Origin of the sequence: Flavobacterium sp. FlaQc-52 (assembly GCF_044007495.1) — a bacterium.
GTDB lineage: Bacteria > Bacteroidota > Bacteroidia > Flavobacteriales > Flavobacteriaceae > Flavobacterium > Flavobacterium cupriresistens.
Map to the genome: position 1 here is coordinate 811,845 of NZ_JBIPCV010000001.1, position 21,372 is coordinate 833,216.

Below are 21,372 nucleotides of genomic sequence, written 5' to 3' on the forward strand. Positions count from 1 at the left end.
CTAAATCTAAAAATTCTATTTCAATTCCATAATCGGCAAGTAATAGAAAAGTGGGTCCAAAAATTAAAGAAATTTCGGAAGAACAAGTAAAACTACCTATACTCATTTGCAGGATAAATTTTAGATTTGTCAAGATATACTACCCATAGTGGCTAACTATTGAGCTGTTATGATTGTCATAGTATCCCATGATATATACGATTTACCTACTTAGCGTAACAAACAAACAATTACTAAATATGGACAACAAAAAACGAATCGTTGAAAAACCTACTGCAAACAACGTAAAATGTTGGGACAGTAGTGGTAGTACTGAAATGGTAACACAGCGTCTTAAAGAGATGTTTGTAGAAATGGGTCAAAAAACCCGAATTGAAAAAGGGCAAAATCCAGCAGAACGTGCTGTTTTCAGAAAACAACATGGTATCACTTATGGGCAATTCGTGATCAATGAGGATATCCCTGAAGAATTCAAAATAGGCATTTTTACCGGCTCTCGTTATGACTGTGCTGTTCGTTTCTCCAGTGATACAGGCACTACTTCACCTGACTTACACACCACTATTGGAGTGGGTTTGAAGTTGTTTGGAGTGGAAGGGCCAAAACTTTTTGGAGAAGGTCCTACTGCCGATTTCATTTTTCAAAATATTGATCGCTTTTTTGCTAGTGATGCGCAGCAAATGTGTGCGTTTACAACTGCTGGTGCTATTGATAGGGATTACGATACTTATATCAACAAGCATCCTGAATTGGCTAGTATTTTGCAAGCTATGCAAAAAGAAGAGGCTAGTGTTTTAAGTGCTGGTTACTGGGCTATTTTGCCTTTTCAACTAGGAGAAAATCAAATTGTTAAATATCGTTTGGTACCAGATGACACCTATAAAGGCGCACCCTTTGATGATGATAATTATTTACGATTGGATTTAGAAAAACGTTTACGCAATGGAGATGCTACTTTTAGATTTGAAATCCAATTGCGTACCAACGAAGCAACCATGCCTCTTAATGATGCACAGGTAGTTTGGAGTACTGAGGAAAGTCCGTACATCTGTATTGCTAAGTTGCATTTACCCCAACAAGATGTAACAGCAATTGGTCAGTCTGAATTTGGAAGTAATCTTTCATTCAATATTTGGAGAACTTTAGAGGCTCATAAACCATTGGGCAGTATTGCAGACGCTCGAAAAACTGTTTATGCTGCTAGTGCTGAAGCCAGGCATCAAGCTAATGGACAACAATTACAAGAGCCTAATATTATAAATCCGCATTTTAGAGGCAATACAGACGAGGATAGTACTTGTATTGTTAGAGCTGGTATCTATCCTCCTATTGGTGTGATGCGCGTGGGAAATAGTGAAGAGGAATATTTCATAGGGCCTTTAGTAGACGAACCGGAAGCAAAAGAGGATGTGTATGCTTATCGTGATAAAACAGGAGCGATAAAACGTCAGGCCGCTCAGTTCCGAATTTATGGCTTCAATGCGGCTGGAAAAGCTATCAAAGAATTGACAATGGATAATGCTAAAATTACTTGGCATTCGCATTTGGCCAATCAAAAATCATCTTGGTACCAATTCCAAATTGCCTTAGATATTCCAGATGCCTCCGATCCTAATGTTCCACCTTCTTTACTAAGAAATATTGATGTAAAAGACCGTCGTCAGTTATTGATTGATTGTGGTAGTGAAAGTATTTCAAAACCTAATGTCACTGAAGGGAAAGAATTCACCGGAAAATTCATGGGGAAATCGGTTTATTTAGGAGAAATGCACACAGATGAAAAAGGACGCTTAGTGATGCTGGGCGGTCATGGTAAATCGAAAAACATCAATGGTGATCGAGCTATTACCTTTGCCAACAATGAAGGTTGGTATGATGATATGTCGGATGGCCCTGTTACAGCCACGGTAGAATATGAAGGAGTAGCTCTTGCTGTAGATCCTGCTTGGGTGATTTGCGCTCCACCTGATTATGCTCCTATGCAAAAATCGGTTCGTACTATGTGGGATTTAATGCGCAGTGTTGCTGTAGAATCAGAAATGTTAGTAAGGCCTGCAAGACCTTCTTTCTCTAAAGACATCTTACCTATTTTTGAAAGAATGACCAATTTACAATGGGTAAATGCAGGATTTGCAGCTGCCTTTGGATGGGGTGGCCAATTTAATTATACTAGTGCAGCATGGGTAAAAAAACTAAATGACCCTACTTCTGCCAACTTAGAAATGCGTCGTACTATTTCCAATAATTTCCGTAGGTTCGATCAATCCGGTGCGCAAGCTCCACAGCTATGGCCTTGGTTATATGGTGATGCAGTTGCCATTCCTACACAAGGTTCTGTCCGTCAACATTCAACCTTATCGCATTTGCAATTGGAGTTTTTAGATCAATGGGTCGAAGGTGATTTTGATGCTGATTTTATAGATACAACAGGCTGTCCATATATTCCACCTGTTAAAAAAATTGATGATTATCCTATTGCTGAACAACCCGATATGTTAACTAAAGCAGCTATGGATTTCTGTTTGGCAGATGCTTTTCATCCGGGTTGTGAAATGACTTGGCCTATGCGAACTTCTGGTATGTATATGGCTCCTTTCCGATTGAAACACGCTCCTAAAACACCAAAAACCGATTATCATTATTATGGTTCTACTATGAATAGTGATGTGTTGACTTTACCAGCTGGTCCATTATTAGGTGGTCAAGTACCCGGTGGTGTAACGAGATGGATGGCTATTCCTTGGCAAACTGATACGGCAAGTTGCAGAGATGGTTATACTACTGCATATGATCCTTATCTACCAACATTTTGGCCTGCCAGAGTTCCTAATAATATTTTGAGTGAAGAACGCTACAAAGAAACTTTAGATACACACTTAGCAGAAGAAACCCGTAGAGAGGCTTTTGCATATCGTTATTTTTGGTTAGATGATTTGCCTTTAGATGGTGAAGATCCAACACAAACCAATCAGATTAATGCTATGGTGAAATATTTTGACAAGTTGGCGATTGTGCAACCGCGTCCAGGTGTGCCTGATAACGCTAATTTTCCGCCGGAAATGCAAATTGGTGTAGTTCCAAATGAGGAACAAAACCAACTGTTGTTGCAAGAGACAGAAGCCCGATTGAGAAAAATCTTAAGTGACAACAAACACTTGGATAAGAAAGAAGAATCTTTATTGCATATTACTTTAGAACATTTGTCAAACGAAGGTTTGTTTACCGAACAAATTGTAATTGAAAGCACTCGCGAGCAACTAGTACAATTGATTCAAGACGAATTGGTTCAGGATGAAGCTTTAACAAGTGAAGTTCAAAAACTAGTTGATTTATTAGCTTCTAAAGCTCATAAATTAACCAAAACAAGAACCGTTCCTCATTCCAGACAACCTCGAAAAGAAGTGGGTGTACCTGAACAATCAGTTCGTTTCCAACGTTTTATTCCAAAACAGCACTAGATTTGGCGACAGAAAAAACAGATATATTAATTATAGGTGGTGGCATTGCAGGTTGCATTGCCGCCATTTCTTTAATAGATACTTATCAGGTAACATTAGTTGATAAGCTTCATGAACCTACTGAACGGATTGGAGAATCTTTAGCTCCTGCTTCGCAACGCATTTTAAAACAATTGAATTTATTGGAGGGTTTGGAAAACCAAGTAGGTACTTTGTATCAAAAAAACGTAGGAATGCAGTCCTATTGGGGAAGTAATCAAGTATATCTTGTAGATGATTTAAGAAATCCTGATGGTTTTGTTAAAAATTTGGATCGACAAGCTTTTGAAACCTACTTAAGAAAAGCTGCAGAAGATCGCGGAGTTCATTGCTTGTGGGGTTCCAAACTGCATAGTAGTTCTTATGAAGATTCTCGTTGGCAAGTACAACTAAGAGCTGGTGATACCTCTTTATCAACTTCTACAATTTCAGCCTCTTTTGTTATTGATGCCAGTGGTCGTCAATCGCATTTTGCAAAGAGCTTGGGCATTAAACGACAAGTGGAAGATAAATTGGTTGCTTGTTGGGTTACTTTACCTAATAGCAGAACAAATACCATGAGTACCATTTCAGCTAGTGAAAACGGATGGTGGTATAGTGCTGTTGTTCCTAATGACAAAAGGGTGGTGGCTTTTCATACCGATGCTGATTTGGTGGCTAAAAACGAACTTAAAACTACTACCTCATTTTTGGAATTGGCAAAAGAAAATCCGGTTATTTTATCTTTACTAAACGAACATGAAAATGCTATTGCTTTTAAAGGTACAGTTGCCGCTAATTCTACTAAATTAGAACAAGTAGCGGGGCAACAATGGGTAGCTTTAGGTGATGCAGCACTAAGTTTTGACCCCTTATCTTCGCAAGGCATGTACAATGCAATGGCTAGTGCCATGCAATTGCAAAATTTATTAGTAAAGTATGGATTTACTGAAACACTACAAAAAATACATACCGAACAAACGGAGCGTATTTGGCACCATTACCTAAAACACAAAAGTATTTTTTACCAAGCGGAAACCAGGTGGAAAACAGCTGCTTTTTGGGAGAGACGGTTGTAATGGCTACCGTTAGAGTGGGGTTTATACTAATGCAAACTGCAGTTTTATAAAAAGTACGACCTGCATCAAGTGAGTAAAAAATTGGAAAAGCATAAAATTATTAGGTCCGTTGTTATTTTTGTTAAGGTTTTGTCTCGTTCTCCGAAGAGTTCTTATGAAAAAGGCGAAGGTCTCTAACTTTAAAATTTGCAGAATGTCCTGATTATCCAAAAGTTCATCTCCATCAATTTTAGTATGCAGATTTGTTGGTCTAGATACTGCTTCCATTAGGATGTCGAACCTTTATTCGATTCTTTCCATCCAAGCTATAAATTCCATTCCGTCAATATTCATAGGATGCTTTTTTATCAGTTAATAATCTTGGAATTACCTCAGTAAAAAACTTCCGCACTGCTTTGAATAAATATTTAAAGTATTCTGTCTTTCAAAATCCGGATGTTCCTCATTACGGAGCAAAGAAACGATGATAGATAAAATGCTACAAGTCCAACTTTTTGTTGGCCCCCAGTTGTACCCCACTGGACCCCCAGTAAAATAAGGGAGGAAAAATAAAAAAAAGAGTTTCTGTTGATTAGAAGAGACATTTTTGATGAAAACCAGCCATATAAAAAAACTGAAATGATTGATTTTTTTTATTTACCCACAAAACACTCGCAGACCTTGTAAATCGGGAGATTTTACATTACTAATATTATTTTTTTAACATTAATAATATACATTTTCCAAAGATTTAAGACGCATTACGGAAACCCGTAAGGATTTGAAAAATGGGGTATTTACATTTGCACACAAAATTTAATGCAGTCTGATTAAAAAATGCAAATGAAAAAACTTTATATTCCATTACTTATTTTACCTCTTTTCATATACTCTCAGGACGTACTTTGGGAAAAATCCTATGGCGGAAAACATGCCGATTACCTTTTTGATGCCCAACCCACAGCCGACTATGGTTTTATACTGGCGGGAAGTTCCCTCTCGGATAAAACCGGAAATAAAACTGACGATAACCACGGTGATCTGGATTATTGGATCTGGAAAATGGACGAAAAAGGAGATTTCGAGTGGCAGAAAACTTTTGGAGGAACCGGATTTGATTTGCTTCAAAGTATAAAGTCTACCAGAGACGGTGGATTTATTCTGGCGGGTACTTCAAGCTCGGGAAATGGGTTTCAGAAAGGCGAAGACTGCAAAGGTATAACTGATTTTTGGGTTATAAAATTGACAGCCGCAGGTGTCCAGCAGTGGCAAAGAACCTTAGGTGGTTCTGGTTCCGATGAATTATTGTGCGCTTTTCAGACCAAAGATGGTGGCTATATATTAGGAGGCTCTTCAAGTTCTGATCCACCTTCTCTTTCTAATACAGCTCCAATGGGAAAAATGCTGGCAACCACAAAAGCCGATCTGTATAGCAAATCCGAAAAAAGCAGGGGTAATATGGATTACTGGGTTGTAAAACTCAACAAAGATGGAGATATCCAGTGGCAGAAAACTTATGGTGGAGAATATGTTGATTTATTGCGAGGCTTGGAACAGACTTCTGATAACGGTTACATTCTGGCCGGTTACTCCAACTCTCCAATCTCAGGAGATAAAACAGATAATGAAAAAGGTCTTGGGGATTATTGGATTATTAAGATCGATGATACCGGAGAAATTCAGTGGCAGAAGACTTATGGTGCCGATGGAGATGATCAGCCTTATGTAATACATCAGACCAGTGACGAAGGTTATATTCTGGGTGGTAATTCCAACAGCCGTAATCCACTTACTCCCTTAGGAGGAATAGTAAGTAACGGGACTGATTACTGGGTTCTGAAACTAGATAAAGAAGGAGATGTACTTTGGAGTAGAACCTATGACTTTGGAAAAACAGATTTTCTAACTTCCCTAGTCATAAATGACGACAAAAGCTACTTAATAGGAGGTTATGCGGCAACCGAAAGCAAACAATCTTTGCTTACCTCTTTGGCAAGTAAAGTGGGAGTAAATAAAGAAAAAGACGGAATCAATGATTATATAGCCCTGAAGATTGACCAGAAAGGAGAAGAACTCTGGAGCAAGACTGTAGGCAGTGGCGGCGAAGATATCTTAAGGAAATTAGTCGAAACCCGTGATGGAGGATACATAATGGCCGGGACTTCAAACTCCAATTCCTCAAAGGATAAAAACTCAAATATTGGAGCAAATGATTTCTGGGTGGTTAAGCTAAAAGACAAAACCAAAGCAGAAAAAACAAAAGCCAGTATCGAAGCCATGCCTAATCCTGCAACAACTTACACCAATGTAATTATTGGTTATGATTTTAAAAAAGGAACTGCCTCGGTGGTAGATATCTCGGGGCGCATACTACAAACTATCAGTATAACCAATAGAACCGTACCAATTGATTTAAGCAAATACTCTGAAGGAATCTATATCATCAATATTAAAACAGACGCAAGAACAGAATCTGTCAAAATAATAAAATCAGCTAATTAAGACATTATGAATTCATTATACACCAACAACCAGAAGCGTTACTTGTTCTTCCTGCTGCTACTTTTTGTTTCTTTACCAACTGCCGCCCAATCTGATAGTGGTAAATTTTTACCCAATATAGTTCCTCCATCTCCTACCGCTGGAGAATTAGGAAAATTTGGAAATGTTCCAGTTGGGCTTTTTACTGGAGCCGCTAACCTCTCTGTTCCTTTACTTAGTTTCAAAACCAAAGATTTAGAATTACCTATATCGCTGTTTTATGGCTCTAACGGAATAAAAGTAGATGAAGTTTCCTCTAATGTTGGACTGGGATGGAATCTTAACTTTGGTGGGGTTATCACCCGTACTGTCAGAGATAAAAATGATGAGACCACCCCCCGGCTTTATCCGCCTGATGATTTAGCTACTGCTACAGAAGCACAAAGAGTGGCTTTTTATAAGGCTGCGGGTCAGGAAAGTGCCGATACAGAAAGCGATCTGTACTCTTTTAATTTCAATGGAAACTCAGGAAAATTCGTTTACGATAAAAACAAACAGCCCGTTTTAGTCAACCATCAAAAAATTAAAATTGAAAGAGAAGGGCAGAATAATGCCGACTTTTTGTTAACTACTACCAATGGAATTAAGTACTATTTTACCGAGAAAGAAACAACCACTTTTAGAAGTTCAGGAAGTGGTCATTCTGTAATAAGCGCTGCTGTAACCGCTTGGTATTTAAGCAAAATTGTACATCCCAATGGTTCTGAAATTTATCTGACCTATAGCAATTACCTTATGGAATATGTTGCTTCCAATTCTCAGTCAATGGCTATGTCGTATCCTCTGATGCAATTTAGCTGTAATAATTCGCCTTATTCTACGCTACCAACTCTTAGCGGAATCACTGCTACGGATATGTCTGTACAGGGAAAAAAAATCACTAAAATATTCAGTAATAATCCTGTAGATGGATATATTACTTTTGATTATTATGCTCCTACAATGTACGCAGATATAGATGGAAATAACAAAATAGAAAACATAACCTTATTTGCCACTGCTAGTGACACCATCGAAAAAATTAAGTTTGATTATCTAAAGACAGCAAACCAAAGAGTTTTTCTGCAGGATATTACTTTTCGTGATCCTACTAAAAATTATAAATTCGAATATATAAGCCCAACCGAATTTCCAAATAGATTATCGTATAATCAGGATCATTGGGGGTACTATAACGGAAAGGAAAATACAAATTTAGTACCAAAAAATATTAATGAATATGACTTAAATGACCTCAATTACGGGGGAGCGGATAAGGAACCGGATAGCAATTTTGCTAAAATTGGATTATTAAAAAAGATTTTTTACCCAACAAAAGGATATACCGAATTTGACTACGAGGGTAATACTTTTTGGGGAGAGAAAACAATTTATCCTTCAAAAACGAATATACGATTTAAAAGAGGGCCAGATGATAAAGATGAAATATCAAAGGGTGGTATTTTTACCTCCCCTATAGATCAAAGAGTAGAATTTACAGGCTACGTTTCCTATGCAAAAGGCCCTGCACCACCTCTCGGTCCAAATGGTGAAGAACTCCCATATCCTGACGATACAGGACATTATATAGCCTCCGCACAAGTAAGTAATAGTACTTCGCCGAACGAATTTCTTGAAATTTATACCATTAGTGACCGGGGCTTAAGAATGGGTTATACAGATTATAGATTTACACCAAATCAAACCAATACCTTTTTTTTCGATGCTAAAGCAGGCCAGACTTATAATTTTTGGCTTTATAAAGATGGTTTTTATACTTCTGCAAATGTAAATATTAATTACTATGCTACTGCATCTACAACCATTAATACGAATATTGAAACTGGTGGAGTTCGAATTAAGTCTACCAAAGATTTTACAGCTGCAGGAACTGTCCCTGTATATAAACGTTATTATTATGGTGCTAAAGACGATATCAACCGTTCTTCAGGAAATAAAGGAAGAACACCTCTTTACATCGATCTTGCCATGCAAAGAAATCCTTGTCCACCGGGAGATGGTGAACTGGGTGTAGCATGTTCGTACAGAGATCTAACTACTCTGGTACTGAGTTCCAGCAGTATGATTTCCTTATTTGATACCGGCAGTAGCAATTGTTTTTATAAATATGTTACTATCAGTGAAGGTGGAGATGCTTTTGAAAACGGTGGAGAAATGAAAGAGTTCACTATTCGCAGAGATAATTTTGGGCAATCTCTTACAGGTACTAATGTCAAAAGCGCTCCTTTTACCAATTTTGGTTGGGATAACGGATTCGAGATACGATCACAGGTATTTCAGAAAAAAATAACAGGTAAGCCTTATGTAATAATTGCAGAAACAGAAAACAACTATAAACTGGATCCTTCCTATGCTAATGAAATAAAGGGGTATTCTGTTCGAAAAGACTATAATGAAATTTGTCCTAGTACTCAGACAGTGGAAAATATAAGCATAATGGAATACAAAACAAAATCGTATTGGTCTTATCTGGAGTCTACTGTCTCGAAAAGTTATGACCTGAACGGGCTCAATCCAATGCAAACCACAACCAATTATGTGTATAGTAATCCAGTACACCTGCAGTTGACTTCACAAAACACTAAATCTTCTTTAGCCGAGACTCTGGAAACCAAATTTTATTATCCTCAGGATGCCGCAATGGCTTCAGAGCCCTTAATTGCAAATATGATTGTTCAGAATAGCATTGATACTAAACTAAAAACAGAAATGTATAAAAACGGAACAAAATTGTCCGAACAAAAAACAGTGTACGCCAAAGATGCTACTACCAGTAATCTGTTACTCCCTAAGTTTATTTACGCTGCTAAATTTCCCAACAACCTGACGAATTCTTTAGAGAAAAAAATCACATTTGATAAGTACGATGACAAAGGAAATATTCTTCAGTATACTCTCGAGGGTGGTACATCTGTAGCAATCATCTGGGGCTATGACAAAACCAAACCCATTGCCAAAGTAGAGAATATAACCTCCTATGATCAGGTATTTGCGGCATACAATGCCAACGATGATACTTTTAGAACCAATTTACCCAGTGCTTTGATTACCACTTTTACTTACAAATCTCTGGTCGGAATAAGAACTGTTACCGATCCTAAGGGATTCACCACAACCTACGAATATGATGGTTTTAACAGGCTCAACGTAGTTAAAGACAATTTAGGCAATGTTGTGACAGAGAATCTATACAAGTACAAAAACTAGACGAAGAAAAAGATGAAAAAATATATATTTAGTTTTGTATTGATTCTACTCGTTGCAGTAGGACATGCTCAAATAGCGACTCCAATGGCAGCTCCACCAGGCGGTGGAGGAGATGACAGACTCTATACCTGGTATTACGATGAGGATGGAGATGGCTTTGGTGATCCCAATAATAGCATTTTGAGAACTACTAAGCCTACTGGCTATGTTTCCAATGATAACGATTGCGATGACAATCAAATACTGATACACCCCAATACATTATGGTACAAGGATGTTGATGGAGACGGATTTGGTGCCGGTACGGTTACGATACAAGGCTGTGTCAAGCCTATTGGTTACATAAACAACAATACCGATTGTAACGATAATAGTTTTTCCATAAAACCTACTACTATCTGGTACAAAGATGGCGATGGAGACGGATTTGGTGCTACCACTCCAACATTGGTACAATGTACACAACCCGTTGGTTACGTTTCAAATTCTTCCGATTACAACGATAGCACCGGCAACATAACCAACATTGCCCCGCAAACTTTTTACAGAGATGCAGATAATGATACCTTTGGTAATCCCGCCATAAGTGTTTTATACAGTGTAAAACCCAATGGTTATGTTACCAATAAAACAGATTGTAACGATGCCGATATCACAATAAACCCTAACACCAAATGGTACGCAGATGCAGAACGCGATGGCTTAGGTGATCCTGCTGTTTTTGTAACCCAGTGTACCACTCCGACAGGAAATTATGTACGAAACAATACCGACAATTGTCCTTTATTAGATGGTACAAGTCCGAATTGTTCTACTATACTTTCCCCTTCCAATGAAAATTACATTATTACCAAAACCTATAAAGAACGTACTTCTACCGTTATAAAATCTCCTACAGTCAGTGAGACTCAAACCAGTATTACCTATTTTGACGGACTTGGGCGTCCTGTGCAACAAATAGCAAATAAACAATCAGCAAATGGAAAAGATATTATCACTCCTATTGTTTATGATGCCTTTGGGAGACAGGTTAAGGAGTATTTACCCTATGAAGCCAATTCTGTTAATATGTCTTTTGCAGGTGATGCAGAAGCTGCCACGATCGCTTTTTACAATTCGTCCCAATATGAGAGTACGACAAATCCTTTTTCAGAAAAACTACTCGAATCTTCTCCTTTAAACCGGGTTTTAAAGCAAGCTGCTCCGGGAACTCCGTGGGCAATGAACAGCGGTCATGAGATTAAAATAGAGTATCAGACCAACACTGCTACAGAAGTAAAACTCTATAAGGCAACAGCTACTTGGGATGCTACTGCAGGTTTGTATGCCCCTACTTTTATAAATGCCGGAAATTATTCGGCAAACGAGTTAATAAAAAATGTAACCTACGATGAGAACACGACAGCCACTCCAATAGAAACTGCCGGTTCTACGGTAGAATTTAAGGACAAGGAAGGCAAAGTAATCTTAAAGAGAACCTACGAGTCGGGTGTTAAACATGATACGTATTATGTATACGATCTGTATGGAAATCTAACCTATGTTATTCCGCCAAAAGCAGATGCCGGCATCGATAATACTATTTTAAATGACTTGTGTTACCAATACAAATACGACTACAGAAACCGATTAGTTGAAAAGAAACTACCGGGCAAACAATGGGAGTTTATTGTTTATGACAAATTAGATCGTCCAGTTGCCACTGGTCCTGCCCTATCCCCTTTCAAAGATGATACAGCAGTTGGGTGGTTAATTACCAAATACGATGTAATGGGGCGACCAGTTTATACGGGGTGGAACAATGTTAGTTGTACATCTGCAGTAAGAAAAACATTGCAGGATGCTCAAAATACCGCTACGGTTATATTTGAAACCAAACAAACCTCGGGGACCATAGACGCAATAGCGGTAAATTACAGCAATACTATAGAACCAAAAACGTTTAAATTATTAACCGTCAATTATTACGACAATTATGTTTATCCTAATGCTCCGGTACTACCAACTACTATAGAAGAACAGGCCGTTTTAGCCAATGTAAAAACACTTCCTACCGGAAGTTGGACCAGAGTTCCTACGACTGCTTTAGCTACCCTGGCAGAAGTAAACACGACTTTTTATGATGAAAGAGCACGCCCAATACGTTCTTATCTTTCAAATCATCTAGGAGGGCATACGTCAATTAACAGTAAACTTGACTTTATAGGAAAATCGATTTATACTGTTAGTAAACATAAACGTACTTCGGGCAGTACAGAATTAACCGTTAGGGAGGATTTCACCTACTCTACTGAGGATCGTTTACTGACCAACACCCATCAGATTAACGGAGGGTCAGTTCAGCTAATGTCTGAAAATACGTATGATGTCTTAGGGCAGTTAACAAATAAAAAGGTAGGAAACACTACTGTTGCTCCTTTACAGAAAGTTGATTTTACGTATAACATACGTGGCTGGCTTACCCAAATTAATAAAACAGCTAATCTGCAGCAAAATACAGATCCTAAAGATTTATTTGCTTTTAAGATCAATTACAATACCACAGAAGCAGCTATTGCGGGAGTAAATTCGTTATTTAACGGTAATGTAGCCGAAACTTTATGGAAAACAGGTTCTGACAATACTGAACGTGGCTATGGCTATCAGTACGATGAACTGAACCGTTTAAAAAATGCCATCTACGAAAAAAATGGGTTAACCACCAATGCCTACAATGAGAGTTTATTGTACGACAAAAACGGAAACATCATGACATTGGCCCGAAACGGAGACACAGACCCTCAGTTACAGCCGATACAAACGGATAACTTAGTATACACCTATCCGCCCAATTCAAATCAACTTTCTAAAGTAGTAGACAACAGTAACAACACAAGTGCTTTTAATGATTTTAATAAAACCGGTGATGATTATACCTATGATGCCAATGGCAATCTGATCGTCGATAAGAACAAAAAAATAACAGCCATTACATACAACTATCTCAATTTACCAAAGAAAATTACATTTGGTACAACTGGCAGTATTGAGTATATTTACAATTCGGCAGGGCAAAAACTCGAGAAAATTGTAAATGAGACAGGAAAACCTGTTGTAACGACCAATTATTTGGGAGGTTTTCAGTACAAAGATAGTGTACTAGAGTTTTTTCCAATGGCAGAAGGGTATGTAAAAAGTACCAGTGGTACGCTTTCGTATGTATTTCAGTACAAAGATCACTTAGGAAATACCAGAGTAAGTTACACTAAAAACCCCGTAACAAACGTTCTTGAGATTATTGAGGAAGATAATTACTATCCGTTTGGGTTGAAGCATAAAGGGTATAATAATACCATTGTTTCATCAAATAATAAGTATAAGTACAACGGCAAGGAATTGCAGGACGAGCTAGGGCTTAACATGTACGATATGGATATGCGACAATATGACCCAGCAATAGCGAGATGGGTAGTGCACGACCCTATTGTTCATTCTGATTCTTCGCCTTATAGTGCGTTTGATAATAACCCTGTATATTTTGCAGACCCAAGCGGCGCATCCCCCATATATAATAGCACAACTGGGCAATATGTAATAAATGGTAATGCGGTTTCATTTGAAGAAGCTATTTCGTATGCTAATTCTGGTGGAAATAGTGATGGTAGCAATAATAATAATAATAATAATAATGTATCTGATACGAATAATTCGGATATAATAAACGGTGACAATCCTAATATAAAGTTTCCAAAAGGTTCAGATTATGAAAAGACTCGACCACGTTTTACAAAAACAGTTAAACAACTTCATAATTTTGTAAAGAACAGTCCTGAAATACTTGATTGGTTATCTCGATATTCTGGATTTACTACTATGGAAGTATTATCAGAATTGGAATATGGTGCAGGCGGAACTTTATTGACTGAAATTACAAAAGCAGAATTTGGTGAGACACCTCCTGATGGAACAATGAAAGTTAATTTAAAATGGGCGAATGGCTTAGAAATTGTTAAAAATAACGAAAGATTACAAGCTACCTCATTTCTTGTAGCCATTACAATTTTACACGAATTTGTTCACTATGGTAGAATTAAAAATAATTTAAGTGAAGGAATCTATGAATATGGAGATGGTTTTGAAGAATCAATATTTAATAAGGAAACAATAGATAAAGATAATGCATATAAATTACTTGAGAAATATGGAAAAGGTTGGAATTTTAAAGATTAAGAAGATTGTTGTATTTTTTATGATGCCATGTTTCTGTTTGGTACTTGCCTGTAAAAAGGAAAGTATAAATAAAGAAGCTGTTATTGCAGATAATTTTATACAATTAGTAGATACATTTGCTTACAAAACAGGTACATTCATTCCTGTTCCATTCGTAAAAAGTGAGAAGTTAGATTCTAATAAAAAGCAAATAATTCCAAATACTGCATTTGGCGTTAACTTGGTAGATTCAATAGTTTTTGACAAGATTGTTCATAAAGATATTGATGAATTAGTAAGTAAAAATCCTAAATTTAAGAAGTTGTATGGTGACCTTATTTCAAAAGGCAAATATGAAAATTTTCAAATATCTTCTAATTTTCCTAAGTCAATTGGCAAATACAAAATTTATAATGATTCTTCGATTGATAAACCAAATTTTGTTGGAGAGGTCGAACTTTGTAATTTTAAATTGTATGAGGATAAAATTATGGTTGTTTTAATTAAATCGGTAGGACACAGTAAAAGAGCCGATTTAATTATTTTAAAACGAACTAATAATTTATGGAAGATTATTGACCGAACAAATTTATTTGTTTCTTAAATATGAAATTAATAGGTAATGTTTCAAAGTTAGTGATATGAGATTTGGTAGTGTTTCAGAGTTAGTGATACGAGACTTTAGATTTCTACCATGTTGAAATAGAGTAAATTTTATCAAAAGATAATTTAAAGATGAGCAGTAATGCTCATCTTTTTTGTTTTAATATTGCCTTAAAAGAACTAAAATGAGTAAAAATTTTTCCTCGTGTTCCAGAGTTAGTGATGGCGTAAATTGTCCAAGATGTAAAGAGAAAGAAGTTGTTAAAAATGGGCGAACCAAAAATAAAAAACAGCAGTACTATTGTAAAATTTGTTGTTACCGTTTTATAAAAAATTATACTTATCAAGCTTACAACGCAAGCATAAATCAAAATATCATTCAATTAACAAAAGAAGGTTTAGGAATAAGAAGTACTGCAAGAATATTAAAAATTTCAACAACAACATTATTAAAAAGAATCGTTTCAATTGCAAGAAGTATTAATCAGCCCATTATCAGCAAAGGAAAAATGTATGAAGTTGATGAAATGTGCACTTACATAAGGAATAAGCGAAATTTTATCTGGCTGGTTTATGCTCTGGAAAAGAATTCTAAAAACGTTGTGAGTTTTAATGTTGGTAAACGAACAAATAAAACATTGATCCGTGTCCTCAATACGTTAAAATTCTCGGAACCGAAAAAGATATTTACTGACAGATTAAAAAACTACAGGTATTTAATTGATGAGAAATTACATTCTGTAAAACGTTTTGGTACAAATCATATTGAAAGGAAAAATTTGACTCTCAGAACTCATCTCAAAAGACTAAACCGACGTACTATTTGCTTCAGTAAAAGTTTAGTAGTTTTTATGGCTATTTTAAAGATTTACTTTTGGACTTGATTGATAAAATGGTAAGTTTATCCTTTAAAAACATATTCTCAAATTAAATATACAATATACTTAATCAGTATAAAAATGAAAAACATTTTTTTTATCATAACCATATTTTTTTTTACTAATAATTATGGACAGATTAGGCTTTCAGCAATAAAAGGGCATTGGATAAAATACAAAGTAGAAATGAAAGATGGAAGTGATCTTTTTGACAGATTTGTAGAAGATTCTGCTTATGCAGAGTATCGGATTGATCAAAATAGACTATGCATTAATTCAAGTCCAATTCATAGAACTAATGAAAGTTGTTTAGATTTTAACTTGATCAATGATTTAATGAAAACATCTCAATATGCAGGATTTATCATTGAAAAAGTAGGTAATGATTCTCTAATATTAAGTGAAAAAATTGAAGGTTTAACAGATGATAAGCTAAAAAGATTATATTTTAGTAAACAAGAAGTTGTACTGGCACAGTTTAAAGAAAAGAATAAAAACAAAAAAAATATAATCGCCTCAAAATTATTTACGCCAAAAACTAATGCGACGATTGAAATAGATTTGAATAAAGCATTTAAAAATAATTACTCAAATTTTGAATTGGTGGGGAATTTAAAAATTTATCCGACACAAAAAAAAATAAAGACAGAAATAACATTTTCGACGCAAAATGATTCATCAAGAATAAGAACAGTAAAAAAAGTTATTGATCATTCCTTTGAAAAATGGAATCTAAAAGACTTTCAAGATTATGAATCCGTTGAAATTCCATTTGTTCTGAAAAGTGAAATCACAAAAAGATATTGGGGAATTTCAGTGCTTTTTTTTACAAAGGATTTAACGGAATTTGAGAGAATCTATGGAGGAAAAATGGAGGAAAAATGGAGGATCTAAGAAAATCTTCGGATTACTTTAATAAAGCACTAGTCGCTTACCAACAAAAGAGATATTCAGAGTCCATTACGTATTTTACGGAATCATATAATTTTGATCGCAAAAATATTGATGCTTTATACAATAAAGCGGCTGTATATTTTGAATCTGGGGATAAGGAAAATGCCTGTAAAGTATGGTTGGAAATTTCCATGTTGGGTCAGGTAAATGCAAAACAATTGTTTCTCGATAATTGCAATTGATAATATTAGTTAATATGGATGTACTAATAAAAAATGGAGACAAAGTTAAGTGTGCATTATAAATAGACCCGCAATTTTTTTAAATCCTTCTTTGAATTCTTTTTTTCTTCTTTTGCTTAAATTGTTTTGTTACATATGGATGTGCTAACAAAAAGTGTAGACAAAGTTAAGGGTGCAAAAATGCACCCTTAATTATTTAAATTCCCTTATAAAATCTCTTTTTCTTTTTTTGTTTAAACTGTTTCGAAACATAATCATTTATTTTTTCTCCACGGAGCAGTATATCTGCCAGATTTTCTTTTACATATTCTTTTGCTTCAAGATCTTGAAAGTTTTCAGAATATGTTGAAACAGAATTTTGATGCTTTCTTTCAAATGCAAGAATATTCAGTGCACAGCTTTCCTGAATTCCTTTTGCACTGAATTCTTTTCCAAGACTGCTTCCATTGACAACCGACTGTGTTTTAAAGTCTATAAAAGTAATTCCATAAAGCTTTCCTTCACTGCTTTTTCGTAAAATAGTATGAATGGCTTCATCTTTGAGCCTTTCGGATAATCTCTCGATAGAAGTAATTCTTTCATCAAAAAAAGCCTGTCTCAAAGCATTTTTAACGTGGCTTTTGCAGTATTGTTTTTTTTGTTTCGTTTACTCTGAATTTTTCCTCCAGAAATTTTAGGGTAGGTTTGTTGTAGAATTCACTGGCTTTTATCGGCACGCCTATCGGTTTTGAATTCTGGTCAAGTATCTTGTAAAGCAGTCCATTATTTTTAAAAATTCTTGATTCCTCACTTCCTCTGTCAGCGTGGACATTGTAGAGGTTTAGAACAGCATTGAGTTCAGGCAGGCTTGAATATTTATAGTCAAACAACACCTGATTTAAAACTGAATTGATTGCCTTTCTTGACTCTGCTTTTCCATATTGGACTCTGCCGACATCTATCGGATTTAATGAAAAGTTTTCTTTCTGTTTTCTCCCTTCGGCTTTTACAAGTCCGAACATTTCTTCAATTTCTTTTCGGGCAGGTTCTGATTTTCTGATTCCCAGTAAATGCAGATCGATTCTTTTTCCGTCTCTCTGAATGTTGTTTGTCACTATATGGCAGTGCGGATGCCCTGCATCGTAATGCTGATACACCAGATAAGGCTGTCTGCCGAATCCCAGTTTTTCCATATAGGTGTCTGCAATTTCAGCCAGTTTTTCTTTCGAATGATTCTCCGAGGGATCAAAGTTGAGAGAGATATGAACTGTGTTTCGCTTCGCATTGGTATTGAGTTCTGCCAGTTTCAGAAAGCGGTTTAATTTTGAACTGAAACTCAGTTTTTCCAGTTTCAGCGGATAATTCACAGCACTTATGCATTCCGCTTTCCCGATCTCAACTTTATTTTCGTTGTAATTCAGAATGCCTCTTATGGACGAGCTTGTTTTTATCACTGCAACCATTTTTCTGCGATTTTCTGGGTGTGGCCTGAGACTTCTTCCATTTTATCAAAAAGCCTTTCTCTTTGGATTTCGAACAGATAAAGATGTCCTTTGAATTCGGGAACTGTTTTGAGCGTGTTTATCTTTCGGGCAATCTGATTGATATTATTGCCGATTGCACGTAATTCGGAAGTAAGTACAGCTGTCTCTTCCATCAGTTCGTCTAGAGACTGGTTTCTGTAAGTGGCTACAATTGGTTTGTTGAATAAGTGGCTTCTTATGTGGTCACTTAATTTTCTGCAGGTGCTTGCCCTGAATCTTTTTTCCAGTTCGGCATACTCCAAAGGAGTGAATCGCAGTCCCACGATTCGTGTTCTGTTTGAATTTTCTCTTTTCATCATCTTTCATTTTCATTGTTATCAAACTCTTATCTTTTAAGTTTCTCCACCGCCGAGTTCCGAGGCAATGGGTGGCAAGATAGGCGGTTGTTAAACAACCGTTCATCTTGCGGACTGCAGGAACGTGGCAGTCTTTGGAGACTTTTTAAAAGCAAGCAACTAATTTAAAGAGAATATTCTAAAGTTTCATGGACATAATTTACTCATGATGGCTGTAGATGGTTATGTTAAATAAATATCTAAAAAAAAGAAAAAGGGAAAAAAGAAAGCAGTCTGAAATTGGACAAGCAGACAGTTGAAGTGCTATAAGTCCCGAAGGGCATTTTTTGAGGAACGAAGAAAAATGTTATGCGCACTTCTCTGACTGTGTCCAATACCTTGCTTTGCTTTTTTTTCTTTTATATAGTTTTAGATAACAAAAGGTATAGCTTGAATATATTTTAAAGAAGTGACCGTCACGCTTAATTTTGATCTTTAGAAAACATTTTTAATTTTATGGGAAACCGTACAACTTTTCTATATTTTTTGTTTAGTATTGTGCCGTTAGGCTACTTTAATGCTCATATTATTATGAAAGAAGTAAGCAACAATTTTAAAAATTAGAATAATGATATATATAATTCCAACAAAAGGAGGTTTAGGAGTAGAAATTTGGGGAACATCTGAAGATTTAAATAATTTTTATGAAGTTATGAGCAAGTTTTGGAATGATGAAAACAAATTGGGCAAAAAAGGATTTAAGAACAGAGATAATTTAATTAGCGGGTTTTCTTATGAAATTCGTAAAGCAAAGGACGGAGATAGGTTAAAACGGGATAACAGCCATTTTTCGTATACTCAACAAACTCATTATGGTGCTCAAATATCTTGGGTTCATTTTTTATTTTCACTGACTTCATTGAAATTTAACATGAGGTATATTGAGACTAACAAACTTGACATTTCACAAATCCTTTTAATTGAATTTTGGCTTGAAAAAGCAATGAATGAGTATGACGAAACTGGAGCAAAAAATTTAATTGGTTTTATAGAAGATGGACTATATGGAGGCAACGATTATATATATCAATGTATGAGAAGCGTCAACCTTGATTTCTTTCTTTTAGGCGGTGGAAAGCGAGCTTTCAGAAAACTACCTGATTTGTTAAAAAGAGGTGTGTTTTATACCGAAGAATATAAAAGTTATCTAACGTTTTTAGAAACAGAAGCTAAGAAGCTAAACTGTGAAATATCTGAACTTGAACTAAATGATGATGATTTTGACTATGAAAATTTAAAGTGGTAAAAAAATCACTTATAGCCGTTATGAAAGATCTGCTGAGTTAGGTCAATTAACGTTTTAAAACTTATTTTCGTTAAGGTGAAACATTTGGTTCAATCTCCAAAACATCTGTAGCGAGAGAATAATACATTTAATTTTTTAAAATATGAGACACATTATATTTTTATTAGTCACTTTGGTTTTTACAAGTTGTGTAAATAAAGATCATTCTTCAAACCAAGTAGTTCCTACCATTAAACAACAAGATCTAAAAAATGAAAAGGTTAGAAATTACAGGATTTTAGAAGGAATGTATAATGATTCTTATTTCCCTCCACAATCTGTTGATAAGGTGAAAGAAGTCTTATTAGAATTTTGTTTCAATATTGAGAAAAGCAAGCCTAAGAATCTTGAGCAATTGTACGAATTGTCTCATATTGCTACTGGAAAAATTAATAACCTGCAAGAGGATTTCTATCAAAACGGGAGCGAACTTGAAACAGGAGCTAGAGAAGCAATCGCAATGGATTTCGATTTTATTTCCAAATCGTATGGTTTTAATGCAGATATAGAAGAATTGATTTCAAATAGAGATTGGTAAAGTTTGTGTTAATTCGCTGTACAATTAATTGCCAATAAACTTATAGCGTGGAATATTGATAAAAAAAGAAAAAGAGACAGGAAGGTCTCTTTTTGTGTGAATTAATATATCTTTTATAAAAGCTTATTTGGCTTTTAGTAATTTTTCCAAATATTCGACTTTGTCTTTTTCTGCTTGAACTAAACGCTCATATAATTTGATTTGTTGTTCGTGGGCTTCTATTAGTTTATCAAGAGGATTAAAATTACAATGACTTGCATTGAATGCCCCATTTGTAAAGCTATTATCACCAAAAGTATTGAAATAATTAATTACACCTTCATCAGAAAAATTTTTAATTGCTTCCACGCTTACTCCTAAGGCTTTAGCTACTTCTGCTAATTTTTCATCATCGATATCTTCACTATTTTCTAATATCGAAACAGTCTGCTGGTTTGTTCCCATAGCCTGCGCCAGTGCTTCCTGTTTCATGTCTTTCAGTTCACGGATACGGCTGATTTTGCGCCCCATGTGATTTGGTTTTGTTAATGTACTCATAGCTCAAAGATAATAATTAAGAATAAAAAAGCGGGATTCATGTATGATACAAAAAATCTCATGTACG

At 35.6% G+C, this 21,372-nt stretch carries 15 protein-coding genes; 11 read left to right on the top strand and 4 right to left on the bottom strand.

All coding sequences use genetic code 11. The annotated features are described in order from the left end of the window. The first annotated feature begins 239 nt into the window (after window positions 1-239). The 9 genes from ACHRV5_RS03220 to ACHRV5_RS03260 all read left to right on the top strand — a co-directional run bounded on the left by ACHRV5_RS03220 (window position 240) and on the right by ACHRV5_RS03260 (window position 17,087). On the top strand, window positions 240-3,458 hold the full coding sequence (locus ACHRV5_RS03220; RefSeq protein WP_395425736.1) for a LodA/GoxA family CTQ-dependent oxidase: 3,219 nt from the start codon (window positions 240-242) through the stop codon (window positions 3,456-3,458). 2 nt (window positions 3,459-3,460) lie between these two features. Beyond that, the gene (locus tag ACHRV5_RS03225) at window positions 3,461-4,555 is read left to right on the top strand and encodes an NAD(P)/FAD-dependent oxidoreductase (RefSeq protein WP_395425737.1); all 1,095 of its coding nucleotides are present in this window, start codon (window positions 3,461-3,463) and stop codon (window positions 4,553-4,555) included. 822 nt (window positions 4,556-5,377) lie between these two features. After that, window positions 5,378-7,036 (top strand): T9SS type A sorting domain-containing protein, encoded by a 1,659-nt coding sequence (locus ACHRV5_RS03230; protein WP_395425738.1) that lies wholly within the window; start codon window positions 5,378-5,380, stop codon window positions 7,034-7,036. 6 nt (window positions 7,037-7,042) lie between these two features. Beyond that, on the top strand, window positions 7,043-10,282 hold the full coding sequence (locus tag ACHRV5_RS03235; protein ID WP_395425739.1) for an RHS repeat domain-containing protein: 3,240 nt from the start codon (window positions 7,043-7,045) through the stop codon (window positions 10,280-10,282). Between the two features lie 12 nt (window positions 10,283-10,294). Further along, window positions 10,295-14,491, top strand: a complete 4,197-nt coding sequence (locus ACHRV5_RS03240; RefSeq protein ID WP_395425740.1) for a DUF6443 domain-containing protein — start codon at window positions 10,295-10,297, stop codon at window positions 14,489-14,491. After that, window positions 14,463-15,074 carry a hypothetical protein gene (locus tag ACHRV5_RS03245; protein WP_395425741.1) on the top strand — a complete coding sequence of 204 codons (612 nt, stop codon included), beginning with the start codon at window positions 14,463-14,465 and terminating at the stop codon, window positions 15,072-15,074. The genes ACHRV5_RS03240 and ACHRV5_RS03245 overlap by 29 nt, the downstream gene beginning before the upstream one ends. 184 nt (window positions 15,075-15,258) lie before the next feature. Continuing rightward, window positions 15,259-15,957 (top strand): IS1 family transposase, encoded by a 699-nt coding sequence (locus ACHRV5_RS03250; protein ID WP_395425742.1) that lies wholly within the window; start codon window positions 15,259-15,261, stop codon window positions 15,955-15,957. 75 nt (window positions 15,958-16,032) lie between these two features. Next, window positions 16,033-16,845, top strand: a complete 813-nt coding sequence (locus tag ACHRV5_RS03255; protein WP_395425743.1) for a hypothetical protein — start codon at window positions 16,033-16,035, stop codon at window positions 16,843-16,845. Next, window positions 16,833-17,087: a hypothetical protein gene (locus ACHRV5_RS03260; RefSeq protein ID WP_395425744.1), complete on the top strand. Its 255-nt coding sequence runs from the start codon at window positions 16,833-16,835 to the stop codon at window positions 17,085-17,087. Before ACHRV5_RS03255 ends, ACHRV5_RS03260 begins: the two co-directional genes overlap by 13 nt. Window positions 17,088-17,283: 196 nt before the next feature. Here ACHRV5_RS03260 and ACHRV5_RS03265 read toward each other — a convergent pair whose 3' ends face one another. From ACHRV5_RS03265 to ACHRV5_RS03275, 3 genes are read right to left on the bottom strand one after another with little or no spacing between them, the layout of a single operon-like run. Beyond that, window positions 17,284-17,688: a hypothetical protein gene (locus ACHRV5_RS03265; protein ID WP_395425745.1), complete on the bottom strand. Its 405-nt coding sequence runs from the start codon at window positions 17,686-17,688 to the stop codon at window positions 17,284-17,286. Window positions 17,689-17,695: 7 nt separating this feature from the next. Further along, entirely contained in the window at window positions 17,696-18,529 is an 834-nt protein-coding gene (locus ACHRV5_RS03270) for a relaxase/mobilization nuclease domain-containing protein (RefSeq protein ID WP_395425746.1), read from the bottom strand. Next, complete coding sequence (locus ACHRV5_RS03275) at window positions 18,517-18,909, bottom strand: plasmid mobilization protein (protein WP_395425747.1); 393 nt, start codon at window positions 18,907-18,909, stop codon at window positions 18,517-18,519. The genes ACHRV5_RS03270 and ACHRV5_RS03275 overlap by 13 nt, the downstream gene beginning before the upstream one ends. Before the next feature lie 604 nt (window positions 18,910-19,513). Here ACHRV5_RS03275 and ACHRV5_RS03280 point away from each other — a divergent pair. After that, on the top strand, window positions 19,514-20,191 hold the full coding sequence (locus tag ACHRV5_RS03280; RefSeq protein WP_395425748.1) for a DUF6904 family protein: 678 nt from the start codon (window positions 19,514-19,516) through the stop codon (window positions 20,189-20,191). Between the two features lie 142 nt (window positions 20,192-20,333). Beyond that, complete coding sequence (locus tag ACHRV5_RS03285; RefSeq protein ID WP_395425749.1) at window positions 20,334-20,768, top strand: DUF5713 family protein; 435 nt, start codon at window positions 20,334-20,336, stop codon at window positions 20,766-20,768. A gap of 123 nt (window positions 20,769-20,891) precedes the next feature. Here the strand turns inward: ACHRV5_RS03285 and ACHRV5_RS03290 are convergent, their stop codons facing one another. Next, entirely contained in the window at window positions 20,892-21,305 is a 414-nt protein-coding gene (locus ACHRV5_RS03290) for a helix-turn-helix domain-containing protein (protein ID WP_395425750.1), read from the bottom strand. Window positions 21,306-21,372: the final 67 nt, after the last annotated feature.

Bases quoted from the DNA above. Each gene is read 5' to 3' on its own strand.
- ACHRV5_RS03220 (WP_395425736.1), top strand. From the start codon at position 240: ATGGACAACAAAAAACGAATCGTTGAAAAACCTACTGCAAACAACGTA.
- ACHRV5_RS03230 (WP_395425738.1), top strand. From the start codon at position 5,378: ATGAAAAAACTTTATATTCCATTACTTATTTTACCTCTTTTCATATAC.
- ACHRV5_RS03235 (WP_395425739.1), top strand. From the start codon at position 7,043: ATGAATTCATTATACACCAACAACCAGAAGCGTTACTTGTTCTTCCTG.
- ACHRV5_RS03240 (WP_395425740.1), top strand. From the start codon at position 10,295: ATGAAAAAATATATATTTAGTTTTGTATTGATTCTACTCGTTGCAGTA.
- ACHRV5_RS03245 (WP_395425741.1), top strand. From the start codon at position 14,463: ATGGAAAAGGTTGGAATTTTAAAGATTAAGAAGATTGTTGTATTTTTT.
- ACHRV5_RS03250 (WP_395425742.1), top strand. From the start codon at position 15,259: ATGAGTAAAAATTTTTCCTCGTGTTCCAGAGTTAGTGATGGCGTAAAT.
- ACHRV5_RS03255 (WP_395425743.1), top strand. From the start codon at position 16,033: ATGAAAAACATTTTTTTTATCATAACCATATTTTTTTTTACTAATAAT.
- ACHRV5_RS03260 (WP_395425744.1), top strand. From the start codon at position 16,833: ATGGAGGATCTAAGAAAATCTTCGGATTACTTTAATAAAGCACTAGTC.
- ACHRV5_RS03270 (WP_395425746.1), bottom strand. From the start codon at position 18,529: ATGGTTGCAGTGATAAAAACAAGCTCGTCCATAAGAGGCATTCTGAAT.
- ACHRV5_RS03275 (WP_395425747.1), bottom strand. From the start codon at position 18,909: ATGATGAAAAGAGAAAATTCAAACAGAACACGAATCGTGGGACTGCGA.
- ACHRV5_RS03280 (WP_395425748.1), top strand. From the start codon at position 19,514: ATGATATATATAATTCCAACAAAAGGAGGTTTAGGAGTAGAAATTTGG.
- ACHRV5_RS03285 (WP_395425749.1), top strand. From the start codon at position 20,334: ATGAGACACATTATATTTTTATTAGTCACTTTGGTTTTTACAAGTTGT.
- ACHRV5_RS03290 (WP_395425750.1), bottom strand. From the start codon at position 21,305: ATGAGTACATTAACAAAACCAAATCACATGGGGCGCAAAATCAGCCGT.